This is a genomic window from Butyricicoccus sp. Marseille-Q5471 (assembly GCF_951230135.1).
Lineage (GTDB): Bacteria > Bacillota > Clostridia > Oscillospirales > Butyricicoccaceae > Agathobaculum.
This window is the reverse complement of the sequence record NZ_CATNVC010000009.1, coordinates 15,056-38,404: the sequence shown is the minus strand read 5'-3', so window position 1 is coordinate 38,404 and position 23,349 is coordinate 15,056. Positions and strand designations below refer to the sequence as shown.

19 protein-coding genes are annotated in these 23,349 nt (G+C 54.7%); all 19 read right to left on the bottom strand.

The window, feature by feature from the left end:
* Nucleotides 1-46 precede the first annotated feature (46 nt).
* Complete coding sequence (gene leuS, locus QOX26_RS10315) at nt 47-2,449, bottom strand: leucine--tRNA ligase (protein ID WP_283674898.1); 2,403 nt, start codon at nt 2,447-2,449, stop codon at nt 47-49.
* A 90-nt stretch (nt 2,450-2,539) separates the two neighbouring features.
* Nucleotides 2,540-2,905 carry a ribosome silencing factor gene (rsfS, locus tag QOX26_RS10310; protein WP_283674897.1) on the bottom strand — a complete coding sequence of 122 codons (366 nt, stop codon included), beginning with the start codon at nt 2,903-2,905 and terminating at the stop codon, nt 2,540-2,542.
* Between the two features lie 28 nt (nt 2,906-2,933).
* Nucleotides 2,934-4,451, bottom strand: a complete 1,518-nt coding sequence (locus QOX26_RS10305) for an LCP family protein (RefSeq protein ID WP_283674896.1) — start codon at nt 4,449-4,451, stop codon at nt 2,934-2,936.
* Entirely contained in the window at nt 4,448-5,035 is a 588-nt protein-coding gene (yqeK, locus tag QOX26_RS10300; RefSeq protein ID WP_283674895.1) for a bis(5'-nucleosyl)-tetraphosphatase (symmetrical) YqeK, read from the bottom strand. The genes QOX26_RS10305 and yqeK overlap by 4 nt, the downstream gene beginning before the upstream one ends.
* A gap of 65 nt (nt 5,036-5,100) precedes the next feature.
* Nucleotides 5,101-5,694, bottom strand: coding sequence for a nicotinate (nicotinamide) nucleotide adenylyltransferase (nadD, locus tag QOX26_RS10295; protein WP_283674894.1), 594 nt, complete (start codon nt 5,692-5,694; stop codon nt 5,101-5,103).
* Nucleotides 5,691-5,990: a YhbY family RNA-binding protein gene (locus QOX26_RS10290; protein ID WP_283674893.1), complete on the bottom strand. Its 300-nt coding sequence runs from the start codon at nt 5,988-5,990 to the stop codon at nt 5,691-5,693. The genes nadD and QOX26_RS10290 overlap by 4 nt, the downstream gene beginning before the upstream one ends.
* A gap of 11 nt (nt 5,991-6,001) precedes the next feature.
* Nucleotides 6,002-6,646 (bottom strand): RdgB/HAM1 family non-canonical purine NTP pyrophosphatase, encoded by a 645-nt coding sequence (gene rdgB, locus QOX26_RS10285; RefSeq protein ID WP_283674892.1) that lies wholly within the window; start codon nt 6,644-6,646, stop codon nt 6,002-6,004.
* Entirely contained in the window at nt 6,643-7,371 is a 729-nt protein-coding gene (rph, locus tag QOX26_RS10280) for a ribonuclease PH (RefSeq protein ID WP_283674891.1), read from the bottom strand. Before rph ends, rdgB begins: the two co-directional genes overlap by 4 nt.
* Complete coding sequence (gene ftsY / locus QOX26_RS10275) at nt 7,372-8,298, bottom strand: signal recognition particle-docking protein FtsY (RefSeq protein WP_283674890.1); 927 nt, start codon at nt 8,296-8,298, stop codon at nt 7,372-7,374.
* 49 nt (nt 8,299-8,347) lie between these two features.
* Nucleotides 8,348-11,923, bottom strand: a complete 3,576-nt coding sequence (gene smc, locus QOX26_RS10270; RefSeq protein ID WP_283674889.1) for a chromosome segregation protein SMC — start codon at nt 11,921-11,923, stop codon at nt 8,348-8,350.
* A 189-nt stretch (nt 11,924-12,112) separates the two neighbouring features.
* Entirely contained in the window at nt 12,113-12,784 is a 672-nt protein-coding gene (gene rnc / locus QOX26_RS10265; RefSeq protein WP_283674888.1) for a ribonuclease III, read from the bottom strand.
* 39 nt (nt 12,785-12,823) lie between these two features.
* The gene (gene plsX, locus QOX26_RS10260; protein ID WP_283674887.1) at nt 12,824-13,846 is read right to left on the bottom strand and encodes a phosphate acyltransferase PlsX; all 1,023 of its coding nucleotides are present in this window, start codon (nt 13,844-13,846) and stop codon (nt 12,824-12,826) included.
* Nucleotides 13,847-15,148, bottom strand: coding sequence for a methylenetetrahydrofolate--tRNA-(uracil(54)-C(5))-methyltransferase (FADH(2)-oxidizing) TrmFO (trmFO, locus tag QOX26_RS10255; protein ID WP_283674886.1), 1,302 nt, complete (start codon nt 15,146-15,148; stop codon nt 13,847-13,849).
* Entirely contained in the window at nt 15,141-17,570 is a 2,430-nt protein-coding gene (topA, locus tag QOX26_RS10250) for a type I DNA topoisomerase (RefSeq protein WP_283674885.1), read from the bottom strand. Before topA ends, trmFO begins: the two co-directional genes overlap by 8 nt.
* A gap of 72 nt (nt 17,571-17,642) precedes the next feature.
* Nucleotides 17,643-18,866 carry a DNA-processing protein DprA gene (gene dprA, locus QOX26_RS10245; RefSeq protein WP_283674884.1) on the bottom strand — a complete coding sequence of 408 codons (1,224 nt, stop codon included), beginning with the start codon at nt 18,864-18,866 and terminating at the stop codon, nt 17,643-17,645.
* Nucleotides 18,867-18,880: 14 nt separating this feature from the next.
* The gene (locus QOX26_RS10240) at nt 18,881-19,654 is read right to left on the bottom strand and encodes a TrmH family RNA methyltransferase (protein ID WP_283674883.1); all 774 of its coding nucleotides are present in this window, start codon (nt 19,652-19,654) and stop codon (nt 18,881-18,883) included.
* Nucleotides 19,651-20,307 (bottom strand): potassium channel family protein, encoded by a 657-nt coding sequence (locus QOX26_RS10235; protein WP_283674882.1) that lies wholly within the window; start codon nt 20,305-20,307, stop codon nt 19,651-19,653. The genes QOX26_RS10240 and QOX26_RS10235 overlap by 4 nt, the downstream gene beginning before the upstream one ends.
* A 59-nt stretch (nt 20,308-20,366) precedes the next feature.
* Nucleotides 20,367-21,725, bottom strand: a complete 1,359-nt coding sequence (locus QOX26_RS10230) for a TrkH family potassium uptake protein (protein WP_283674881.1) — start codon at nt 21,723-21,725, stop codon at nt 20,367-20,369.
* A gap of 76 nt (nt 21,726-21,801) precedes the next feature.
* Nucleotides 21,802-23,310 (bottom strand): lysine--tRNA ligase, encoded by a 1,509-nt coding sequence (gene lysS, locus QOX26_RS10225; RefSeq protein WP_283674880.1) that lies wholly within the window; start codon nt 23,308-23,310, stop codon nt 21,802-21,804.
* Nucleotides 23,311-23,349 lie beyond the last annotated feature (39 nt).

Genomic DNA, 23,349 nt, shown 5'->3' with positions numbered 1-23,349 from the left:
GTAAGAATATTATATCTGTTTTTGCGCGCTCTGTCAATACCCATTCTCAGCGAACTACCAGATTCACGATTTTATTCTTGACCACAATCTGCTTGACCATGGTTTTGCCCTCTACCGCACGCTGTACCTTCTCATCGGCAAGCGCTGCATCGATGGCCGTCTGCTGCTCGCAGTCGACCGGCAGTTTGATGGTAGATTTCAGCTTACCATTGACCTGCACTGCGATTTCAATGCTGTCCTCCATGGTTTTGTTTTCATCATATTCCGGCCAAGGTGCCACCGAAAGCAGGCCTTCCTCGCCCAGCTGCTGCCACAGCTCTTCTGTAATGTGCGGCGCAAACGGGCACACCAGCTTGAGCAGCGTTTTATACTCCGCACGGTTGACACCCTTGTCATAGAATGCGTTGACCATACTCATCAGCGTTGCAATCGCCGTATTGGCCTTGAGGTTATCCGCATCATCGCCGACCTTCTTGATTGTGCGATGCATCAGCACCTCATGCTCCTTGCTGTACGCCTCACCCGGCTGAACCTTATCGGCCAGACCCCAGACGCGCTCCAGAAAACGGCGGCAGCCCTTAATGGAGGTTGACGACCACGGAGCAGCCTTCTCGAAGTCACCGATGAACATTTCATACAGACGCATGGTATCCGCGCCGTACATCTCCACGATTTCATCGGGATTGACGACGTTGCCGCGAGACTTGGACATTTTTTCACCATTCTCGCCCAGAATCATGCCGTGGCTCGTACGCTTGGCATACGGCTCCTTGGTCGGCACTACGCCGATGTCGTACAGGAACTTGTGCCAGAAGCGCGAATACAGCAGGTGAAGCGTGGTATGCTCCATACCGCCGTTATACCAGTTGACTGGCGACCAATATTCCAACGCTTCCTTAGACGCAAGCGCTTTATCGTTATGCGGATCCATATAGCGCAGGAAGTACCAGGACGAACCCGCCCACTGCGGCATGGTGTCTGTTTCCCGCTGCGCAGAGCCGCCGCAGTGCGGGCAGGTCGTGCTGACCCACTCGTCCATTTTTGCAAGCGGCGATTCGCCATTTTCGGTCGGCTCATAAGAATCCACATCGGGCAGCGTTAGCGGCAGCTGATCCTCCGGCAGCGGCACCCAGCCGCACTTTTCACAGTACACCAGCGGAATGGGTTCACCCCAGTAGCGCTGACGGGAGAACACCCAGTCACGCAGCTTGAAGTTCACCTTCTCGTGGCCCAGACCCTTTTCGGTCAGAAACTCGATAATCTTCTTCTTAGCGTCTGCGACAGACAGTCCATCAAGGAAGTCAGAATTGACGAGTGTGCCGGTCTCCACATCGGTAAATGCAGCCTCCTGCACGCTGCCGCCTGCGATAACCTCAACGATCGGCAGATCAAACGCCTTGGCAAAATCCCAGTCACGGTCATCGTGTGCCGGAACAGCCATAATCGCACCTGTGCCATAGCCCATCAGGACATAGTCCGAAGCGAAAATCGGAATCTGCTTACCGTTTACCGGATTGATTGCAGCAACGCCGTTCAGACGCACGCCGGTCTTTTCCTTATTCAGCTCGGTGCGCTCAAAGTCGGACTTGCGTGCCGCTTCTGCACGATAAGCGCGAATTTCTTCAATATTACTGAGCTTGTCCGCCCATATTTCCACCGACGGATGCTCCGGCGAGATGACCATGTAGGTCGCGCCAAACAGCGTATCGGGGCGCGTGGTGTAGACCGTCAGCTTGTCGCCCTCCGTGGTGGTAAAATCCACCTCGGCGCCGGTCGAACGGCCAATCCAGTTACGCTGCTGAATCTTCACGCGCTCAATGTAGTCCACATCCTCCAAATCGTCCAGCAGACGCTGGGCATATTCGGTGATTTTGAGCATCCACTGGCTCTTATTCTTGTGCACCACCTCGGAACCACAGCGCTCGCAGACGCCGTTGACGACCTCTTCGTTCGCCAGCACGCACTTACAGGAGGTGCACCAGTTGACGCTCATCTCCTTCTTATATGCGAGTCCCTTCTTGAACAGCTGCAAGAAAATCCACTGCGTCCACTTATAGTACTCGGGATCGGTGGTATTAATCTCACGAGACCAGTCAAACGACAGACCCAAGCTCTTCAGCTGTGTCTTAAATCGAGCAATATTATTTTTGGTAACCACAGCCGGATGGATGTGATTTTTAATCGCAAAGTTCTCAGTCGGCAGACCAAACGCATCCCAACCCATCGGATACAGTACGTTTTTTCCCTGCATGCGCTTTTTTCGCGCAACAATATCCAGTGCAGTATAGGAACGCGGATGTCCGACGTGCAGACCCTGACCGGACGGATACGGAAACTCAACGAGGGCGTAGAATTTCTCCTTATCCGAATCGTTTGAGGCTTCAAAGCAATGTGCTTCGTCCCAGATATCCTGCCACTTCTTTTCGATTTGTTTATGATCGTACTTCAACGGTGTTTCCCCCTAAAGTTTGAATTCTTTGTCAGGCGCGGCAACGCGGCGGGCACTGATGCGCCCGCCGCATGCCGATTGATTCTACACTCAGTCGTCAATGATGCCCATTTCATCCAACGGGATGCTGACGCCGTCCTTCCAAAGGTTCTCAAGATTATAGAACTTGCGCGCATCCGGCATAAACACATGCACCAGCACGCAGCCGTAATCAAGCAAAATCCACTGATTGGATTCATAACCCTCCACGTGGTGCGGCATGGTCTCATGGTCGTACTTGAGACGCCATTCCACATTGTCAGCCAGCGCCTTAACCTGTGTGGTCGAGGTCGCAGAGCAAATTACAAAATATTCGGTCAGTGAGGTCAATTCCTCAATTTTCAGCACCTGAACGTCCTGCCCCTTTTTTTCGAGCAGCGCTTCGCAGATGGCCTTTACAGTTTTCTGTGCAGTCAATTGTTGCACTCCTTTATCTTATCTAATTTTATGCTTCCGGATCAATTGCTCCGCCGGATGTGCCACCGGTTTCACCGCCGGAAGACCCGCCGCTTTCACCGCCGGACGTACCACCGGTTTCACCGCTTGTATCTCCGCCAGCGGTGTCCCCGCCGCCGGACGAACCACCCGTTTCACTGCCGGATGTGCCGCCGGAGGAGCCGTCGGTCGTACCGCCGCCTTCGGTGCCGGACGAGCCGGTATCCCCGCCGGACATGCTGCCAGAGCCCGAATCCTCAGGATCGCTTGAGCCACCGGAAGAGGACGATGAGTCAGTTGAGCCTGTTGCAGTATCGCCCCATACGTAGTTGTCATCCGGAGAACTGTCATACGTGGGTGCACTCGAGCTTTCAGGACCGGATACCATATCCAGCGAGCTAATCGCCGTCGTAAACGGATTAAAGTACTGGTTCACCAGCTTAAGCGTTTCATTCTGATAGGGGAAGAAGAACGAGTATGCTGCGGAACTGCCCGCAGTACTCATCTGTCCATAGCCGGGCAGAGTGAAGAACTGAATGTTATCGTTCTTAATCTGCATGGCCTGCATGCCCATCCAAAGAATCTGGCCCGCGGTAAAGTCGGTTTTCACATTTTTGAACACCGCGTCCGAAATGGCTTTGACCTTTGTTACATTCTTTAGCTGGAACACTTCGCCTGCGAGGTATTTTAAAAACTTCTGCTGTGTTGCCACACGACCCTCGTCGCCGGTCGGATACTGCATGGAGTAATTGTTGTTGTGACGCCACCGCAGGAATTCAACGACCTGCTTGCCTGTCAGGTGCTGCATTCCGGCGTAAAGATCGATGTGCAGATTCTGAGAAGGGTCGTCATATTCCATACGGAACGGAATCTCATAATCCACGCCACCGATTGCGTCTACGATTGCAGCAATGCCGTCAAAGTTCACCACCACGTATTTGTCGGGTGTGAAGCCCATGATGCGGCTGATTTCCTTCTTTGTTTGCTCAATCCCCTTTGACGTGCCGTAAGCCGCATTGATTTTGCGGTTTGTACCCGTTCTGCCGTTGTTGCACATTGTGTCTCGCGGGATATTCATGACGTTAATCGTTTTTTTCTTAGTGTCCATGGTCGCAACCATAATTGCGTCCGTTCGCGTTTGATCCTCATCCGTTGCGCAAACGACAAAGGTAAACAAATCGCTGATGCGATCCCCTGAATTGAGCAGGCTGTTTACATCAATCTGATCGCCGTTTTCTTTATCAATGATTGTTGCATCATTGGCCGGTTCCGGTGCGCGCACGTTAAAATGCACCCACACCGCACCCGCGGCAACCATAATCATCAGCGCGGCTACGATGCACGAAGTAATGATGATGCGCTTTTGTTTTTCTTTTTTCGTTAGCGGCTTCTTTACCGTACCTGCTTTACCCTTGGCCGCCTTCTGCGGCTTGGGTGCTGTTTTCTTCTTTGGCGCTTTAGCCGAGTCGTCATAATCGCGCGGCGAGGAATTTCTGTTGCGGCCACTGCCGCCACCAAACAGTTTCAAACGTTTCTTGCCTCCAGTTTCATCGCGTCCCTCCAGCGAACTCCCTTGGCGGCCAGTGCATTATAGGCCGCAATTGTATCGCTGTGGATGAGTTTAGCGCGTTCGATCAGGTCTGTCAAGGTTTGATCGAAGCAGTAGAGCAACGCGCGGTCGATGTCGTCCTCCGCAAGGACGCGGGCAATCTCAACGCCCGGAAAATCGCGTGTGTCCTCGATGTAATCCGCCAGATAAATAATTTTATCGAGCAGCGTCATGCGCGCCTTGCCGGTTGTATGACAGGCAATTGCGTCGCACACGTCCTGTGGTGCACCGTATTCCTTGCGGGCAATGGCCGCAGCGGTCTTTCCATGCAGCATTTTCCACTCGGAAATTTCGACGTTACAGGGTATTATATCGTATTTCTCACATAAATTCAACTGTTCTTCTTTAGAAAATTGTTTTGTGATGTCATGCAGGATCGCCGCAAAGGCCGCTTTCTCCACATCGCCTCCAAAGCGCTGCGCCAAACAAACTGCCGCACGCTCGCAGCCGAGCGTATGTTCATACCGATACCCATGCAGACGGGAGAGAATCTCTTCTCGCATTTCTTCATTGCACAACATCATAGTCAGAGCCGCCTTTCTGTCTTGTCATTGTTGTTTCAGAAATTTTAAAACCCATAAAGGTGTTTTTGCTCAATATAATCTGCAACGGCCGGTGCGGTGTAACGGCGTAATTCTCCGCCACTGCGCAGTTCGGTTGAAGAGATGGTAAGCACAGTTCCGCGAATCAGTTTCACATTTGCACCGATTGTATCGTGTAATTGTGCCGCCTTTGCCTCCAGCATCTGAAAATCATCCGCTTCACGTGCGCATACTGCAAGCGTTGCCAGCTGTGCAATTTCCTCCGGCGCGCGCCAGATTTGATCAAATGACAACAGCATATCCGTGCCGATAATTAAATACAGCGTGTCTTTCTTCGATTCACGCAATGCGCGCAGCGTATCTACGGTGTAGCTTGCTCCGCCGCGGTCAATCTCCATTGTGGAAAGCGCCGCCCACGGCTCATCCTTGATTTGAAGGCGCACCATCTCGCAGCGGTCGGCAGCAGTCGCCGTATGCTCCGGTAGGTCCTTATGCGGCGGGATATTGGTCGGAATAAATAGTACCTTGTCCAATCCAAGCGCATTTTTTGCATTGCGTGCGGCTGTCAAATGACCGTCGTGCGGTGGATTGAATGTGCCGCCGAGAATGCCAATCTTCATTTTACCAGAACAATCTTTCGCTTATCCTTGTTGGATGACTGGCGATACAGCACAAACTTAGTGCCGATGCACTGCACTGCGTCCGCACCCGATGCTTCGCACAGCGATTCGGACACGGTCTTCGGCGTGAGCATGGCATTTTCGAGCACCTTGCCCTTGACCAGTTCGTGTGCTTCGAGCAGTTGATCGAGCTGACGCTCAACCGCCTCGGTCACGCCCTCCTTGCCGATGTGCAGGGTGACGGCCAGCGGATTTGCCAGCTTGCGCAGCTGCGCACGTTGTTTTGTCGTTAACATATATTTTTCTCCTAAATTTTGTTTTTGAGTTTTTGTTTGAGATGCTGTAATGCATTTGCACGGTGGGAAATCCGATTTTTGACCTCTGCCGGCAATTCCCCAAAGGTGCAGTCATACGCCGGAACAAAGAACACCGGGTCGTAACCGAACCCACCTGCGCCCAGCATGTGGCGCGTGATCTCCCCTTCGCATTCGCCGCGAACGACCAGCTCCGTTCCATCCGGCCAAACGCAGGCAATCGCGCTGACGAACCGCGCCTGACGATTGCCATCGGGCACGTCCTCCATATTGTGTAGCAAACGCATCGTGCGGTCACGGTCGCCTGCATCCGGGGGCAGCGGTTCTGCGCCGATTTTCAGACCATGTATCTTCGCATATGCGGCATACTCCGCCGATTCATACCGCGCCGAATAAACGCCCGGCGCGTCGTTGAGCGCATCCACGCAAAGGCCTGAATCATCCGCAAGGGCAGGCAATCCGGTGTATGCCGCAGCAGCACGTGCTTTAATCCTTGCGTTTTCCTCAAAGGTTTCGCCCGTTTCCTCCGGCTCAGGTGCCCCCTCGGGCAGCGGCGCGATTTCGATGCCCAATTCCTCCAGGATTTCCGCCATCTCCCGCAGCTTTTTTTGATTATGGGACGCTAGAACAAATTTCATACGCCCACGTCACCCGTAATTTTGCTCTGCGCTTTGCACAGACGGGAAATGCCGCGTTTGCTGAGTCCGAGCAGCTTTTTCAGCTCACTCTCGGTGAAGGGTCGTCCCTCTCCGGTGCCCTGCACTTCGATGAAGTCGCCCTTCGAAGTCATGACGACGTTGCTGTCCACAATTGCATGGGAGTCTTCCGCGTAGTTTAAATCGAGCACCGCTTCATCCTCAAAAATACCGACCGAAACAGCCGCGACCTGTGCGGTAAGCGGCATCGTTCGGATAACGCCCTCTTCCATCAGCTTGTTGCAAGCCAGCCACAGCGCGACAAAGCCGCCCGTAATCGATGCGCAGCGTGTGCCGCCATCCGCTTGAATGACATCGCAGTCGACGATAATCTGACGCTCACCGAGCGCTTTGCGGTCGACTACAGCGCGCAGCGAGCGGCCAATCAGACGCTGAATCTCACTCGAACGTCCGTCCAGCTTCAAATTTTTAATATCGCGTTTTTTTCGTGTGTTCGTCGCGCGCGGAAGCATCGCGTATTCCGCCGTCACCCAGCCGAGGCCGGTATCCTTCAAAAACGGCGGCACACTTTCCTCTACACTTGCCGTGCAGATTACCTTGGTGTTTCCCATTTCAATCAGCACCGAGCCTTCGGCGTGCATCGTATAGTTTGGTGTAATTTTAACCGAGCGCATTGCGCCGGGTGTTCTTCCGTCAGGACGCTGCATTTACGAAATTCCTCCTTCAAGTGGGGGCAGAATGGCTTCCAAAAAGGCTGAGCGGTCGAAATCAACCAAATCGTCGATTCCCTCGCCCACGCCGACGAGCTTCACCGGTACGCCAAGCCCAGCCGAAATAGCAACGACGATACCGCCCTTTGCCGTGCCGTCCAGCTTGGTCAGCACGATGCCGGTCAGCGCAGCAACCTTGTTAAACTCCTCTGCCTGATGAACGGCGTTCTGTCCGGTCGTTGCATCAAGTACGAGCAGTGTCTCACGGGATGCGTTTGGCAATTCCCGCGTGATGACGCGATCAATCTTATTGAGCTCGTTCATCAGATTTGCCTTATTGTGCAGCCGGCCTGCGGTGTCAATGATAATCACATCACTGCCGCGTGCCTTTGCCGCCGAAATCGAGTCAAACACAACCGCTGCCGGATCAGCACCCTCACCATGGCGGACGATGTCCGCGCCTGCGCGCGTGGCCCAAATTTCAAGCTGATCAGCCGCAGCGGCACGAAATGTATCCGCTGCCGACAGCATGACCTTTTTCCCTTCGGCAACATAGCGCGCGGCAAGCTTGCCAATCGAAGTCGTCTTGCCGACGCCATTGACACCAATGACCAAAATAACCGCCGGCTTGCCCGATACATCGAGTGGCTCGTTGTCGAGCATGGTTTCGAGCAGGGTGTCCTTGAGCACGTACCGCAGTTCTAACGCCGTGGTGATGTTTTGGCGCTGCGCACGCTTCTCCACATCTGCGACGATTTTTGCCGCCGCAACCGCACCGACATCGGCCAGAATAAGTGCTTCTTCCAGTTCTTCCAGCAGTTCATCATCGATGCTCACAAAACCGGCAAACACATTATCGAGTGAACGCGTCACTGCATCGCCTGTTTTTTGCAGTCCCTTTTTGATTTTATCGAATAATCCCATGTATCTGTCTCCTAAATCTCAAACAAACTTTTCGTTTGTTCAGGCTTCCTTATTGAATCGTGCTGCCCAGTCGTTTTTCGGCTTCGGCGAGGTTGAGCATCAACAGCTTGCTCACGCCCTGCTCCTGCATGGTCACGCCATAGAGCATGTCAGCCTCCTCCATCGTGCCGCGGCGGTGCGTAATGCAGATGAACTGTGTACTGCCGGTTAACCGGCGGATGTACTGCGCGTAGCGCGCCACGTTTACGTCATCGAGCGCCGCTTCAATCTCGTCAAGCACGCAGAACGGTGTCGGCCGCAGCTTTAAAATCGCAAAATACAGTGCAATGGCTACAAACGCCTTTTCACCGCCCGATAGCAGCGTAATGGTCTTGACCGATTTGCCCGGCGGAGACACGCGGATGTCAATGCCGCAGTTTAAAATATCCGCCGTATCGGCCAACTGCAATTCTGCGTGGCCGCCGCCGAAAATCTCACGGAAGGTTTCACCGAAATAAACGTTGAGCTTGGCAAATTCGGAGGCGAAAATCTCCTTCATATTGCCGGTCAGTTGTTCAATGACCTTATACAGCTCCCGCTGCGCCTTTTCCAAGTCCTCCTTCTGCTCCCCGAGGAAGGTAAAACGCTCTAGTGTTTCAGTATACTCCTCAACCGCATCCAGATTGACATTACCGAGCAATTTCATTTTTCGGCGCAGTTCTTCCGCCTGCTGTTTGGCGGCGGGAACATCCGGCAGTTCTACTGCAACGGCTTCGGCAGGTGTAGGCGTCAATTCATATGTTTCCCACATTTTATCCAAAATGTTCGTTTCTTCATTTTTTAACTGCACCGCACGGTTTTCAAGTCGCGCAGATTCACGTTCCAGATTCAAAATCTCCTCATTTTTACTTTGCGCTTCCCGATCTACACGTGTGCGCTCGCCTTCGACGCGCTGCCGCTGCTGGATTTGCGAAGCAATTAGGCCGGAAAGGCGAAGCGTCGTCTCGCCGGTGTCCTCCTTTGAGGATTCTGCTTGACGCAGTTCGTCTTCGAGCCGCGTGATTTCTGCTTCAAAGCCGGAAATGACCGCGCCCGAGTCCAAAACACCTGCATCAATTTCCTGTTTCAGCCACTCCAAATCTGCCAAGGCACGCTCTAGCGACATCACCTCAGTGCGATTTTCGGCAATTTGCGTCTGTACCGACGCGGCTTCTGCTGTATTCGCACTGAGCGCTGCGGTCAACGCGTCGATATGCGCTCTCCCATTGTCCACCGCGTGCTTTGCGTCTTCCAGCGCATCCTTTGCGCTTTGCATCTGCCCGTCACATTGCGCGATTGTATCCAAATACTGCTGCTTTGCGGCAGCCAGATTATCGCGTTCCAGGGTCAGCCCCTCATACTGCAGCTTCAAGCTCTCGACCAGCGCATGGTGCTGTGTGACCGACGCGGTCAGACCTGCTTCCTGCGCCTGTGCGCGGGTACGTTCTGCCTCAATTGCCTTTAGATCATAGTCAAGTGCGGCCAGTTCTTCCTTTGCCGCGTGATAGGCGGCTTCCACCCGCTGTTTTTGTTGCTCCAGTGCCGTCAACTGCTCCCGCTGTGCCTTGAGACGACCTGCGCGAGCCAGTGCACCTGTGCCGCGCGAAACCGAGCCGCCCGTCATTGCGCCGCCAGCTTGCAGGATTTGTCCGTCAAGCGTCACGATGCGGAATCGATGGCCATAAGCACGCGCCAATGTCAGTGCAGCATCCATATTTTCTGCAATCACCGTGCGCGCGAGCAGATTCTGCACAATGGCAGTATAGCGCTGGTCGCAGGCAACCAGCTTGTCGGCCGTACCGTAGCAGCCTGTGCGAGATTCTAAGCCCGTCTCGCGCAGCGAAGCGGCCTTGATGGTATCAATCGGCAGAAACGTTGCGCGGCCGCCATCTGTACGTTTAAGGTATTCAATACAGCTTTTACCATCAGCCGAGGTATCAACCACGATAGAGGACGCCGATGCGCCCAGTGCGGTATCGATTGCGGTAACGAACTGCTCCGGCACGTCAAGCAGTGACGAAACCGGTCCATGCACGCCCCGAAGCGCCCCACGCTCTACCCTGTTCATAATCGTCTTGACCGAGCGTGAAAACCCTTCATATTCGCGCTGCATGTCAGACAGCATTTTCACGCGGTTCTGGCAGTCGGTCAATTCGGCGGTGGTTTTGGATAATTCGGCCGCCAGGGCCTCTACCTTGCCGCGGCGGCTCTCCGCTTTGAGCGATACGCCCTGCATCTTGTTTTTCGATGCCGCAAGCGTTTCCAGGCAGTCGTGCATCTGCTGTTCCAACGCCTCGTGCGCGGACTTCTCCTCCAAAAGGCGTTTGTTGGCTGTTTCGATATCAGTGGCAATGGTTTCACGGCGGCTGTCCATGCCGGACAGTCCCGCCTGCGCCGCGGTGCGGTCAAGATCAAACCGATGTACTGATTCGGTTTTCGTCTGCAAGTCACTTTGCAGCGCCAGTTGTTCGCATTCAGCCTGTTCGCGCTGTTCATGCAGGTTTTGTGCGCTGCGGCGGCATGCGTCCAGCTGATCTGCCAAGCCCTGATGCTGCGCATCCAACAATTCAATTCGTGCGCGGCGGTCGGTCAGCTGCGCGCCGATCGACTGCGCCTGTTCAGCACGCTGCACACTCTCCTGACGGGTGCGCTCTATATTGTCATAATTATTTTTAATATTTGCGGCGAGAACGGCGGCACGACTGGCCTGCTCGGCAGCGCGCTGCTCGGTTTCCCGCAGTTCCTGACGCAGACGATCCGCCTCACGGTCGATGTTGCGCATATCCTCGGAAAGCGCTTCGCTCTGCTGATACAGGGCCTCCTGCGATGCCCTCGCCTGTTGAAGCTGACGGGTGCAAGTTTCCGTGTCCCCGCTCAGCTTTTCGTGGTCTGTTTTGATTCGCGCCAGATTCAGCAGCCAAAGCGAAATATCAAGCACGCGCAGCTCATCTCGCAGCAGCAAATACTGCCGCGCCTTCTCAGCTTGTTTTTCCAACGGGCCGATTTGACGCTCCATCTCGCCGTACAAATCACGAATGCGCACCAAATTCTCCTCGGTCGCGCCGAGCTTGCGCTCCGCTTCCTCCTTCCGGTAGCGGAACTTGGTGATGCCTGCCGCTTCCTCGAAGATTTCACGGCGATCCTCGCTTTTGATGGACAGGATTTCGTCGATGCGACCCTGCCCGATCATCGAATAGCCGTCACGCCCAAGGCCTGTATCCATGAACAGCTCGTGGATGTCCTTCAGCCGGCAATGGCTTTTATTGAGAAAATATTCGCTTTCGCCCGACCGATAATAGCGGCGGGTAACCATAATCTCGGTGAATTCAGAGCGGAATCTACCGTCCGCATTGTCCAGTATCAAGGAAACCTCTGCAAAGCCGACCGGGCCGCGCCGCACAGTGCCGCTGAAAATGACATCCTCCATTTTCGCACCGCGCAGCGAGCGGGATGATTGTTCTCCAAGCACCCAGCGAATCGCGTCCGAAATATTTGATTTTCCGCTGCCGTTCGGGCCGACGATTGCGGTCATGCCGCCGTCGAATCGAATTTCGGTTTTATCGGGAAAGGACTTGAAGCCTTGCACGATCAGGCTTTTTAATACCATGTAACACCTCAAAAATATGCTTAGTAACATAATACCACTTTGAATGGTGTTTTTCAATGCGTATCCGCCCAGAATTTACACGCTGTTCATGCTTATCCGGCCAAAAGGAAGGACGCCCGCGCGCACACGCAGACGTCCGGTAATGGATACAATACACATTGCGTCGTTTGCCTTTCAGCTACACGACCGCTATTGCTCGCCCATTAACTCAAGCGCCTTTTTCGCCGCCATCTGCTCCGCCTCTTTTTTGCTGCGACCCACGCCATCAGCAAAAACATTGGAGTTTAACAGCAATTCCATCGTAAAGCGCTTGTCATGGTCAGGACCCGCTTCGCCCGCAAGACGATATTCCAGCGTTTCCTGTTTGTTTTTCTGTACGATTTCTTGCAGCATGGTTTTATAATCCTTGAATGCGCCGCCCAAAATCGCCGTATCCACCTTCTTTGGAATAAACCGCAGTACAAATGCACGTGCAGGCCCGATGCCTCCATCCAGATAAATCGCGCCCAGCAGTGCTTCGCACGCATCCGCCAGAATAGACGGGCGCTCTCGCCCCCCGCCAATTTCTTCACCGTGGCCCAAACGAATGCGTTCCGGAATGCCGAGTTCCTTCGCGATTTCGCACAGTGCGCCCTCGCACACAACCGCCGCGCGCAGCTTGGTCAGCTCGCCCTCCGGCAGCTCCGGATAGGTATTGTACAAATAATCCGCCGTGACAAAGCCCAGTACGGAATCGCCAAGGAACTCCAGTCTTTCATTGTGATGCAGATGACTGCCGCGATGTTCATTTGCATACGAGGAATGCGTCATCGCCATGTTGAGCAGCACCGCGTCCTTAAACTTATAGTCGATGTTCAGCATACTTCTCCTCCCTTCGTTTTCAAGCAATCGGGCGGCGGCTTATTCAGCCGCCTGCACCGTCATGTATTCAATATTCTCACGAACCGCCTCAATCATACCCGACTTGGTATAGGCAATCGCCTGTCGAATGGCATTCATGACTGCTGTCTGGTTGGACGACCCGTGCGCCTTAATTACCGGCTTGGCAATGCCCAGAAACGGCGCGCCGCCGATGCGATCCTGATCGAACAATCCGCGGAACTCATCCATTCCCGTCTTGCAGGGCAGATACGCCAGTTTGGTCGCCAGATTCCGGTAAAACACCTTCTTAACCCCGCTCGCCATGAACTTTGCAACGCCCTCAATGGTTTTGAGCATCACGTTTCCCGCAAAGCCATCGCATACCGCCACATCGCAGCCGCCAAGCGGCACCATGCTGCCCTCCACATTGCCGACAAAGTTGATGCGTCCCGCATCACCCGCAGCCTTGAGCAGGTGATACGCTTCCTTGCGAAGCACATCGCCCTTGGTGTCCTCGGTGCCGTTGTTGACCAGACCGACGCGGGGATTCTTCACGCCATTGATTTTTTCGGCGTACAGCGAACCCATGAAGGCAAACTGCAGCAGCATTTCCGCCGTGCACTCCGTGTTCGCACCCGCGTCCGTCAGCATGACCTGTCCCGAAGAGGAAGGCATGACCGGTGCAAGCGCCCCGCGGCGAATACCCTTGATACGCCCGCCGTACAGCGTTGCACCCGACAGCAGAGCTCCCGTGTTGCCCGCCGACACCAATGCGTCGCCCTCGCCCTTTTTGAGCATCTGAAAGGCGACTGCCATGGAGCTATTCGGCTTTGCACGCAGAACCGTTGCGGGATCATCGTGCATATCAACCACATCTGCAGCGTGCACGACAGTTACGCCGGATACGCCATCCATGCCCTTTTCCTTCAAGATGGCACGGATTCGCTCCTCCTGCCCGACGAGCACGACCTCTTCACCGTAGTTCTTCGCGGCCAGCGCACCACCCCAAACGGCTGACTCAGGCGCGTTGTCTCCGCCCATTGCGTCCACGATGATTTTCACTTAGAGTTCCTCCTTTAAGCTGTCAATGCGCGCAAGCGCGCGTTCGGAGATTTTCATGTTCTTTTCCCGCTTGCCCTTGATTTTATAGCCCAGCGGGTCAAGAATTCCAAAGTTTACGTTCATCGGTTGGAATTTTGTCACCGAATGGTCGGAAATATAGCATGCAAGTGCACCCACAGCTGTCTCCCGATCAAGTTTCGGCATTGTCTTACCCGCCAGTGCGCAGGCCGTTGCAAGACCTGCAATCAGGCCGGAAGCGGTGGATTCGATATACCCCTCTACACCGGTCATTTGTCCGGCAAAACGAACGCGCGGGTCGGCGCGGAGTGCGAAAGTCTCATCCAGCAGGCGCGGAGAATCCAAAAAGGTGTTTCGATGCATCACGCCATAGCGGACGAACTCCGCATCCTTGAGCGCCGGAATCATCGAAAAAACACGCTTCTGCTCACCAAACTTCAGGTGTGTCTGGCAGCCGACGAGGTTGTATAGCGTGCCCTGTGCATTGTCGCGTCGCAGCTGCAGGACGGCATAAGGATCCTTGCCTGTTTTCGGATCCGGCAGGCCGACGGGCTTTAAAATGCCGAACCGCATCGTATCATAACCGCGGCGGGCGTTGACCTCAATCGGCATACAGCCTTCAAAGACCATCTTGTCCTCAAAGCCATGCACCGGTGCTTCCTCCGCCGTTGTCAGCGCGTTCCAGAAGGCATCGTACTCTTCCTTGGAAAACGCACAGTTGATATAATCCGCCGTACCCTTGCCATAACGGGAGGCCTCGTAGGCGCAGTTCATATCAATGCTTTCTGCGGTCACAATGGGCGCGGCTGCATCAAAGAAGTGCAGAAAGTCTCCGCCAACCTTTTCATGGATGGCGTCAAACAAGCGATCAGAGGTTAGAGGACCGGAAGCGACAATAACCTGTCCTTCCGGGATTTCAGTAACCTCACCGCAGACAATTTCGATATTCGCATGCTGCTTTATCTTCTCTGTGACCGCTTGCGCGAAGGCTTCCCGATCAACCGCAAGTGCCCCGCCTGCTTCTACGCGGTTTGCGTCGGCACAGGCCAGAATCAAGCTGCCCAGTCGGCGCAGTTCTTCCTTGAGCAGCCCTGCTGCGTTGGTCAGTTCATCCGACCGCAGGGAATTCGAGCACACCAACTCTGCAAAATCATCCGAGTGATGTGCCGGAGAATGCTGCACCGGCTTCATCTCGCACAAGGTCACCGCAATACCGCGCTCCGCGAGTTGCCATGCCGCCTCGCAGCCTGCAAGTCCCGCACCGATTACCGTTACTTTATTCATCCGCACTCTCCTCTGCGGCTACGGTCTTCTTCGCGGCCGTCTTTTTTGTCGTCGTTGTTTTCTTTGCTGCAGCTGCCTTTTTCGGCGCCGTCTTTGTGGTCGCCGCTTTTTTGGTCGTGGTCTTTGCAGCGGCGGTTTTCTTGGCAGTTGCCTTTTTGGTCGTTGTCTTTTTGGCGGCTGCCTTTTTCGCGGTGCTCTTCTTGGCAGGCTTCTTTTCCGTGCCTTCGCCCGCTGCCTCGGCGGCCGCCTTTTCTGCCGCACGTTCTGCAGCCTTTGCGGCGCGGGCTTCGCGGCGTTCGCGGTTCTTCTCCGCCTCTTCCGGGGGCAGGCCTTCCTTGACGAGTTCCTTGTATCCGCAGCCCTCTCTCAGGCAAATATCCGTAATCTCCTTGGAATCCCGATCGGTATGCCGGAACAGTGAAGACTCGCAGGTAGGACACTTGGTTTTCAGCGGCTTATCCCATGTAATAAACGAGCACGCCGGATATTTATCGCAGCTGTAATACACATAGCCGCGTGCAGACTTCTTTTTCACGACCTTAGCCCCGCAAACCGGGCACGCTGCGCCCGTATCCTCGGTAATGGCCTTGGTGTTGGTACATTCAGGGAAACCGGGGCATGCAAGAAACTTGCCGAAACGGCCGGATTTGATGACCATGTTGCGGCCGCATTTATCACAGATAATGTCGGTAACCTCATCTTCGATTTTAATGCGCTGGCCTTCCAAATCGACCTCAGCTTGCTTCAGTGCACCCTCAAATCCGCCAAAGAAGTTCTCAAGCAGCTGAATGTAATTGAGTTTTCCCGCTTCTACATTATCCAACTCATGTTCCATATTGGCAGTGAATTCGTAGTCCGCCACGGACTTGAACTTATCAACCAACAGACCGGTTACGCCCTCGCCAAGCGGTGTCGGACGAAGCGCCTTGTTTTCCTTGGCAACATAGTCGCGGTCGATAATCGTCGAAATGGTCGGTGCATAGGTGGACGGGCGGCCAATGCCGCGCTCTTCCATCGCACGAATCAGCGATGCTTCGGTGTAACGCGCCGGCGGCTGCGTAAAGTGCTGTGCAGGCTCCAGCTTCTCGTTATCCAGATTATCGCCCTCGCCGAAGGCCGGAAGCGGCTTGCCGGCATCGCCCTTCTTCTCATCATCCGTGCCTTCCTCATAAACCGCAGTAAAGCCCGGAAACGCGACCGTATGGCCGGAAGCGCGGAACACGTATTCCCCGCACAAAATATCGGCCGACACGGTGTCCAGGATTGCATCCGACATCTGACAGGCCACAAAACGCGACCAGATCAGTTTGTAAAGCTTAAACTGATCCGCCGTCAGCGAATCTCGAATGTTCTCCGGCACAAGTGTAACGTTGGACGGACGAATGGCTTCGTGCGCATCCTGCGCCGAGCCCTTGGTTTTGAACACGCGCGGCTTGCCCGGATAATAGGCTTCGCCATAGCGGTTTTTGATGAAATCAGCAGCAGCCGCCGTAGCCTCATCCGCTAAGCGCAGCGAGTCGGTACGCATATAGGTAATCAAACCCGTCAGACCGACGCCTTGCAGTTCAATGCCTTCATAGAGCTCCTGTGCGACACTCATCGTGCGGCGGGGCGTCATATTCAGCTTCCGCGATGCTTCCTGCTGCAAGGTCGAGGTGATAAAAGGTGCGGTTGCGCTCTTCTTCTTCTTGCCTTTTTTGACCGGGCCGACAATGAACGGCTTTCCCTCACAGGCGTGAACAACCGTCATCGTCTGCTCTTCGCTTTTCAGCTCCACCTTGGAGGTACGGTCGCCGTAGAAACGAGCGACAAAGCTGCCGCCGCTCTGTGTACGCAGCTGTGCTTCGATTGACCAATACTCCTCCGGAACGAAGGCGCGAATTTCATTCTCCCGATCAACCACCAGACGCGTTGCGACCGACTGTACACGGCCCGCGGACAGTCCGCGCTTGACCTTACGCCAGAGAAACGGCGAAAGCTGATAGCCCACGATACGGTCGAGAATTCGGCGCGCCTGCTGTGCATCGACCAGATCGATGTCCAAATCGCGCGGATGCTCAATGCCGTAACGAACCGCAGGCTTGGTGATTTCATTAAAGGTAACGCGCTTGGATTTATCATCCTTGAGCTTTAACAGCTCCTTTAAATGCCACGAAATGGCCTCTCCCTCGCGGTCAGGGTCAGTTGCGAGATAGACGAAGTCACTCTTCTTGGCTTCGCTTTTCAGTTCAGAAATGATTTTATCTTTGCCCTCAATCGGAATGTATTCGGGTGTAAAGTGATTTTCAATATCTACGCCCATCTTTTTCTTGGGCAAATCGCGCAGATGGCCCATTGAAGCCTTCACGACGTAGTCTGTTCCCAGATATTTACCAATGGTTTTCGCCTTGGCAGGCGACTCCACGATGACTAATTTCGACATGTTTGTTGCATCCTCCTACACGCGGAACGTCCGCGTGCTCTATTGTAATCGGCTTTTGAGCCGTTGTCAATCTCAGAATAAGGCCAATTTGCCGCGCTCACGGTGCAAAACCCCATCCATCTCGAGCATGGTAATAATGGCCATCACGCGTGCAGCCGCTAAATCACACCGCTCTATAATCTCAGCCAGAGAAGATGCCCCCTGCTGCACAAGCGCTGCAATCTGCCGTTCTTCGGCGCTTAAATAATCCGGCAGCGGTTTAGGCGTTTCAGCCTTAGGCGCTTCCCTGCGCGTCCTGCCGCGCTCCTCTCGCTTTTGAATATCGTCCCAGACATTCTTGACCGCCGGCTGCGGTTTCATCCCGGTCTGCCGCAGAAAAGCCTGCCGTACACGCGCTTGATCCGGCTGTCGCGGAAGCAGCCCACCATAGGCGCGTACCAACGACGCGGGCGACGCTAACAGTGCGGCCTCTCCCTGCTCAATCAGCTGCAGGCATCCGGCTGACTGTTTCGCATTGAGTGCACCGGGCACTGCATAGACATCCCGCCCCTGCTCCAGTGCATGGTGCGCCGTAATAATCGCACCTGATCGCATGGACGATGCTTCTACCACGACCGTTGCCACCGTCAACCCGCTGATGATGCGGTTGCGCGGCGGGAAAAACTCCGCCCTGTGCTCTGTACCGGGCGGGTGCTCGCTGACAAGCGCTCCGCGCAGCAGGATATCCCCCATCAGCGCCAAATTAGACTGCGGATAGCAAATATCCACGCCGCCGGCAAGCACAGCCACCGTTAACCCGCCGGAGCGCAGTGCACCGCGCTGTGCCATGCCGTCGATTCCTTTTGCCATGCCGCTGACCGTGACAAATCCGGTTTCCGCAAGCGCACTGCCGATGGCCTGCGCGGTTTCCTCTCCGTAGGCTGTGCAGGAACGTGTACCAACCACCGCAATGCCGGGCAGCACATCCAAATCGGGCAGACTGCCGCGCACATACAGCACCGGGGGCGGATCGGCAATGGCACGCAGCCGATCGGGATATCCCGCGTCATCCAGCGTTAAAATGCTCACGCCGAGCTTTGCACAGTTCTCGATAATTAGGCCGGCTCGAGACGTATCCTTATCACACAGCGCATCGACCTGCCGTTTGCTCAGCACACAGGCGCAGGTTGTGAGCGTGCGCCTGTCAGCAGCAAACACTGCATCAGCCGAGCCAAATGCCTCCAGCAACCCGGCGACCGTAACCGCGCCAATATTCTGGCGTTCCGCGAGCCATATCCAGCTGATTCTTGCCGACACAGTGTTCTCCCCTTTCAAAGCGTCATGCGATAAATCACAATCGCTGCCGCAACTCCAGCGTTGAGGGATTCGGCTCGACCGGTCATCGGGATGATGACATGCCGATCCGCAAGCTCCAGCGCTGCCTGCGTCACCCCTCTGCCCTCGCTGCCGATGATTACCGCGGCGCGGGCCAAATCCACCGTTTCGATCGGCACGCTGCTTTCGGATAGCGCCGTCGCATAAATCGGCAATTCGTTTGTCTGCCGCAGTGTCTGCACGGCATCCTTCAGGGGCAGCTGCACGCACGGCAGGCGAAAGACCGCGCCCATCGTCGAACGCACAACCTTGGGAGAAAACGGGTCGACACAGCCCTCGCACAATACGACGGCACCGAGCCCGAAGGCTTCAGCGGTTCGTAAAATCGTGCCAAGGTTGCCCGGATCCTGTAACCCATCGAGCAGGAGCACCCGTGACGCGCCCGCAAGCGACGAAGCATCCCAAGCGGGCGGCACGCAGGAGAAAATCACGCCCTGCGGCGTTTCGACATCGCTTGCGGCCTGAAACACCGCGTCAGACGCCTGAAACAGCCGTGCACCGCGCTGCTCTGCAAGGCGTACGCTTTCGTTTGCCGGCAGGCCCTCGCGCACGAGTACGGTCTTGATGACCGCACCCGAACGCAGTGCCTCGTCGAGCATTTTTTCACCCTCGCACAGCATTTCGTGCGTGCTCGTGCGGTATTTCTTTTCTCGTCCCAGTCGTGCCAGATGCTTGATTGTCTCATTCTGACGGCTCTCTATTCTGGTCAACTCAGATCCACCACCCGATCCACATTTTCATTCGTACCGATGATAATCAGCACATCGTTTTCCCCAATGACCTGATCGACGGCAGGCGTTACGTCCACATGGCCGCCCTCACCGTGCCGAATGGCAAGCACATTGATATAGTATTTTCCGCGAACGCTCAATTGGCCGAGCGAATGCCCCACCCAACTGCGCGGCGCATGAATCTCAACAATAGAAAAGTCGTCGGATACGCCGATAAAATCGACCACGTTCGTGCGGGACAGTCGCTGCGCCAGACGCTGCCCCATCTCGCTTTCCGGCAAAATGACGCGATCTGCCCCGATGCGTTCGAGCACACGTGCGTGCACGGCGCTCTGCGCCTTCGCCACCACCTGCTTTGCGCCCAAATCCTTGAGCAGCACCGTAATCAGCACGCTCGCCTCCATATCGGATGCAACCGCAACGATACAGCAGTCAAAATTGCGTGCGCCGACCGAGCGAAGCACCGCTTCATCCTGTGCATCGCCAACGATTGCCTGCGTCACATCATCTGCGATGCGCTGAATATTATCCGGATCTTCATCCAGCGCGAGCACTTCTTCTCCCAGCGCAGATAATTCCCGCGCAACCGCCGAGCCAAACCGACCCAGCCCAATTACCAAATAGGATCTCATCATCCCATCTCCTTATTTATCGCTATTTATCGTGCGCTTTGAAAGCACCGTCCGTATGCTCAGCCAACCATGACCTGTCCCTCAGGATAATGCATCTTAGGCGGTTCCCGGTGACGCATCAGCACGGAAACGCCGAGGGTCAGAATGCCAACGCGGCCCAGATACATGATGACAATCAGAATCATCTGCGACGCGAAGGAGAGCGATGGCGTCAATCCCATCGAAAGGCCGACCGTGCCGAAGGCGGAAATTGCCTCAAATAAGCAGCGGTTGAATTCCTCGCCCTCAATGATTGAAATCAACCCTGCGCCGGAAAGGCTGAGTCCTGCGCCAACCATCAGCATGGTGACGGCGTTCATAACGCTGCGCGGCGCAATGGTGCGGCCAAACGCCGCTATTGTTGTTCGGCCACGCAGTGCCGAATATGCAGTCAGAAGCAGCACAGCCAACGTCACCGTCTTGATGCCGCCCGCTGTCGAGCCGGGCGAACCGCCAATCAGCATCATCATGCACGCCAAGCCTTGCGACCCGCTGGACAATGCTGTCTGATCAATCGTATTAAATCCCGCTGTGCGCAGCGTAACCGACTGAAACGCTGCCGCCAGCAGCTTGTTTGGCACAGATAGCGACCCGAGCGTCTGCGGGTTAGACCATTCAAATGCCAGCGTCACAAAAAAACCAAACAGCAGCAGCACACCGGTCGTACACAGCACCAGTTTGGTATGCAGCCGGAGTTTTTTGAAGTGAGGCTTATCATATATATCGCTCCAAACAAAAAAACCCAAACCGCCGATTACAATCAGCAGCATCAGCGTCAAGCTGACAACCGGGTCATCCACATACGCCACAGCCGAGCTGAACGGGTGCTCTACCGTGCCCATGATGTCAAACCCGGCGTTACAGAAGGCGGAAACGGAATGGAAAATTCCCATTTTAATGCCGCGCCAAAGTCCAAATTCCGGCGCAAAGCGACAGGCCAAAATTACCGCGCCCATTGACTCAAACGCGAACGTACCAAACAGCACACGACGTGTCAGCCGCACGATGCCCGCGTTGTCCGTCAGGTTGAGTCCGGCACTCATCACCATGCGTTCGCGCAGCGTGATTTTGCGGCCCAACAGAAACGAAGCAATCGAGGCCATCGTCATAAATCCCAGACCGCCAATTTGAATCAGTCCCAGAATGACCACATGGCCAAACCCCGACCAATGGGTTGCCGTATCAACAGTAATCAGTCCCGTTACGCAGGTTGCGCTTGTTGCCGTAAATAACGCCGTGTGAAACGGCGTTGCCTCCCCGTTTCGCGCCGAAACGGGAAGTGAGAGCAGCAATGCTCCCAAAAATATGATTAAGAGAAAACCCGCCGCCATAATGCTGGTTGGCCGTGCAGTCTTTTTTCGTATATGTTTCTTAAACATTTTAACCGTACTCTTCTGCTCCTTCCTGATATGCCGAAAGCCTGAACATAGTAAATGTTCAGGCTTCTTCTGGTTGTCAGTCCAGTCCCAGCGGCTTCATCGTCGGGAACAGCAGCACATCACGAATAGAGGCCGAATCGGTCAAAAGCATAACCAAACGGTCGATGCCCATGCCCATACCGCCCGTAGGAGGCATAGCGTACTCGAGTGCATTTACGAAATCATCATCCATCATGCTGGCCTCGTCATCTCCTGCCGCACGCAGCGCGACCTGACGTTCAAAGCGCTGCTTTTGGTCAATCGGATCGTTCAGCTCGGAAAATGCGTTCGCCAGTTCACGGCCATAAACAAACAACTCAAAACGCTCGGTCAGACGCGGGTCGGCACCCATGCGCTTGGCCAGCGGCGAAATCTCAACCGGATAATCGATAATGAAGGTCGGCTGCATCAGCTTTTCTTCAACAAATTCTTCAAAGCACAGTGCGAGCAAATCGCCCCAGCTATCCTTGCCCTTGTCAACCTCTACGCCCTTTGCCTTGACCTGACACAGTGCTTCTTCGCCGTCGATTGCCATAAAATCGATGCCCGAATACTGCTTGACTGCATCTGCCATGGTCAAACGCTGCCAACCCTTGGCAAAGTCAATTTCCACGCCCTGATACGTGACCTTGGTCGCGCCAAGCACCTGATTGCACACGTATACAATCATATCCTCGGTAATATCCATCATGCCGTTGTAGTCAGTGAACGCCTGATACAGCTCAATCGTGGTGAATTCCGGATTATGCTTGGTGTCCATACCCTCGTTGCGGAAGATACGGCCAATCTCGTAGACCTGCTCCAAACCGCCTACAATCAGGCGCTTGAGGTGCAGTTCGGTCGCAATGCGCATGTACATATCAATGTCGAGCGCATTGTGATGCGTAATAAACGGACGCGCTGCCGCACCGCCCGGAATGGTGTTCAGGCAGGGGGTCTCAACCTCCATAAAGCCGCGTGCATCCATGAAATTACGGATTTCACGAACAATCTTGGAGCGCTTCTCAAAGGTATCGCGCACCTCGGGGTTGACAATCAAGTCAACATAACGCTGACGATAGCGCATGTCGGTATCCTTAAGGCCGTGCCACTTCTCAGGCAGCGGCGAAAGGCTTTTGGACAGCAGGGTCAAATCGTGAACCATCACCGAGATTTCGCCCTTTTGGGTGCGGAAAACCTCGCCTTCGATGCCAACAATGTCACCGATATCCATCTTTTTATAACCCTTGTATACATCCTCGCCGACATTATCACGTTTAACATAGAGCTGCAGACGGCCGTATCGGTCGGACATGTCCGAAAACGAAGCCTTGCCCATGATGCGTTTGGACATCATGCGGCCGGCCAGACGTACGGTCTTGCCCTCCATCTCGTCAAAATGATCGCGAATGTCAATGGTATGGTGCGTGCGGTCAAAACGAACCTGCTGATACGGGTCTGCACCCGCATCCTGCAGCTCGGCCAGCTTTTCGCGGCGGATACGCTTTAACTCGTGCAGCTCCTCCGCGGTCTGCTCAGTGGTCTGCATGTTCTGCTGTTCTGCCATTTTTTGTTTCACCTATTCTTTAATATTATCCCTTTTTAC

Excerpts from the sequence above, each read along its gene's own strand:
- yqeK (WP_283674895.1), bottom strand. The coding sequence starts at position 5,035 with ATGCGAGAAGAGATTCTCTCCCGTCTGCATGGGTATCGGTATGAACAT.
- nadD (WP_283674894.1), bottom strand. The coding sequence starts at position 5,694 with ATGAAGATTGGCATTCTCGGCGGCACATTCAATCCACCGCACGACGGT.
- QOX26_RS10290 (WP_283674893.1), bottom strand. The coding sequence starts at position 5,990 with ATGTTAACGACAAAACAACGTGCGCAGCTGCGCAAGCTGGCAAATCCG.
- rdgB (WP_283674892.1), bottom strand. The coding sequence starts at position 6,646 with ATGAAATTTGTTCTAGCGTCCCATAATCAAAAAAAGCTGCGGGAGATG.
- rph (WP_283674891.1), bottom strand. The coding sequence starts at position 7,371 with ATGCAGCGTCCTGACGGAAGAACACCCGGCGCAATGCGCTCGGTTAAA.
- ftsY (WP_283674890.1), bottom strand. The coding sequence starts at position 8,298 with ATGGGATTATTCGATAAAATCAAAAAGGGACTGCAAAAAACAGGCGAT.
- smc (WP_283674889.1), bottom strand. The coding sequence starts at position 11,923 with ATGGTATTAAAAAGCCTGATCGTGCAAGGCTTCAAGTCCTTTCCCGAT.
- rnc (WP_283674888.1), bottom strand. The coding sequence starts at position 12,784 with ATGCTGAACATCGACTATAAGTTTAAGGACGCGGTGCTGCTCAACATG.
- trmFO (WP_283674886.1), bottom strand. The coding sequence starts at position 15,148 with ATGAATAAAGTAACGGTAATCGGTGCGGGACTTGCAGGCTGCGAGGCG.
- topA (WP_283674885.1), bottom strand. The coding sequence starts at position 17,570 with ATGTCGAAATTAGTCATCGTGGAGTCGCCTGCCAAGGCGAAAACCATT.
- QOX26_RS10235 (WP_283674882.1), bottom strand. The coding sequence starts at position 20,307 with ATGAGATCCTATTTGGTAATTGGGCTGGGTCGGTTTGGCTCGGCGGTT.
- QOX26_RS10230 (WP_283674881.1), bottom strand. The coding sequence starts at position 21,725 with ATGTTTAAGAAACATATACGAAAAAAGACTGCACGGCCAACCAGCATT.
- lysS (WP_283674880.1), bottom strand. The coding sequence starts at position 23,310 with ATGGCAGAACAGCAGAACATGCAGACCACTGAGCAGACCGCGGAGGAG.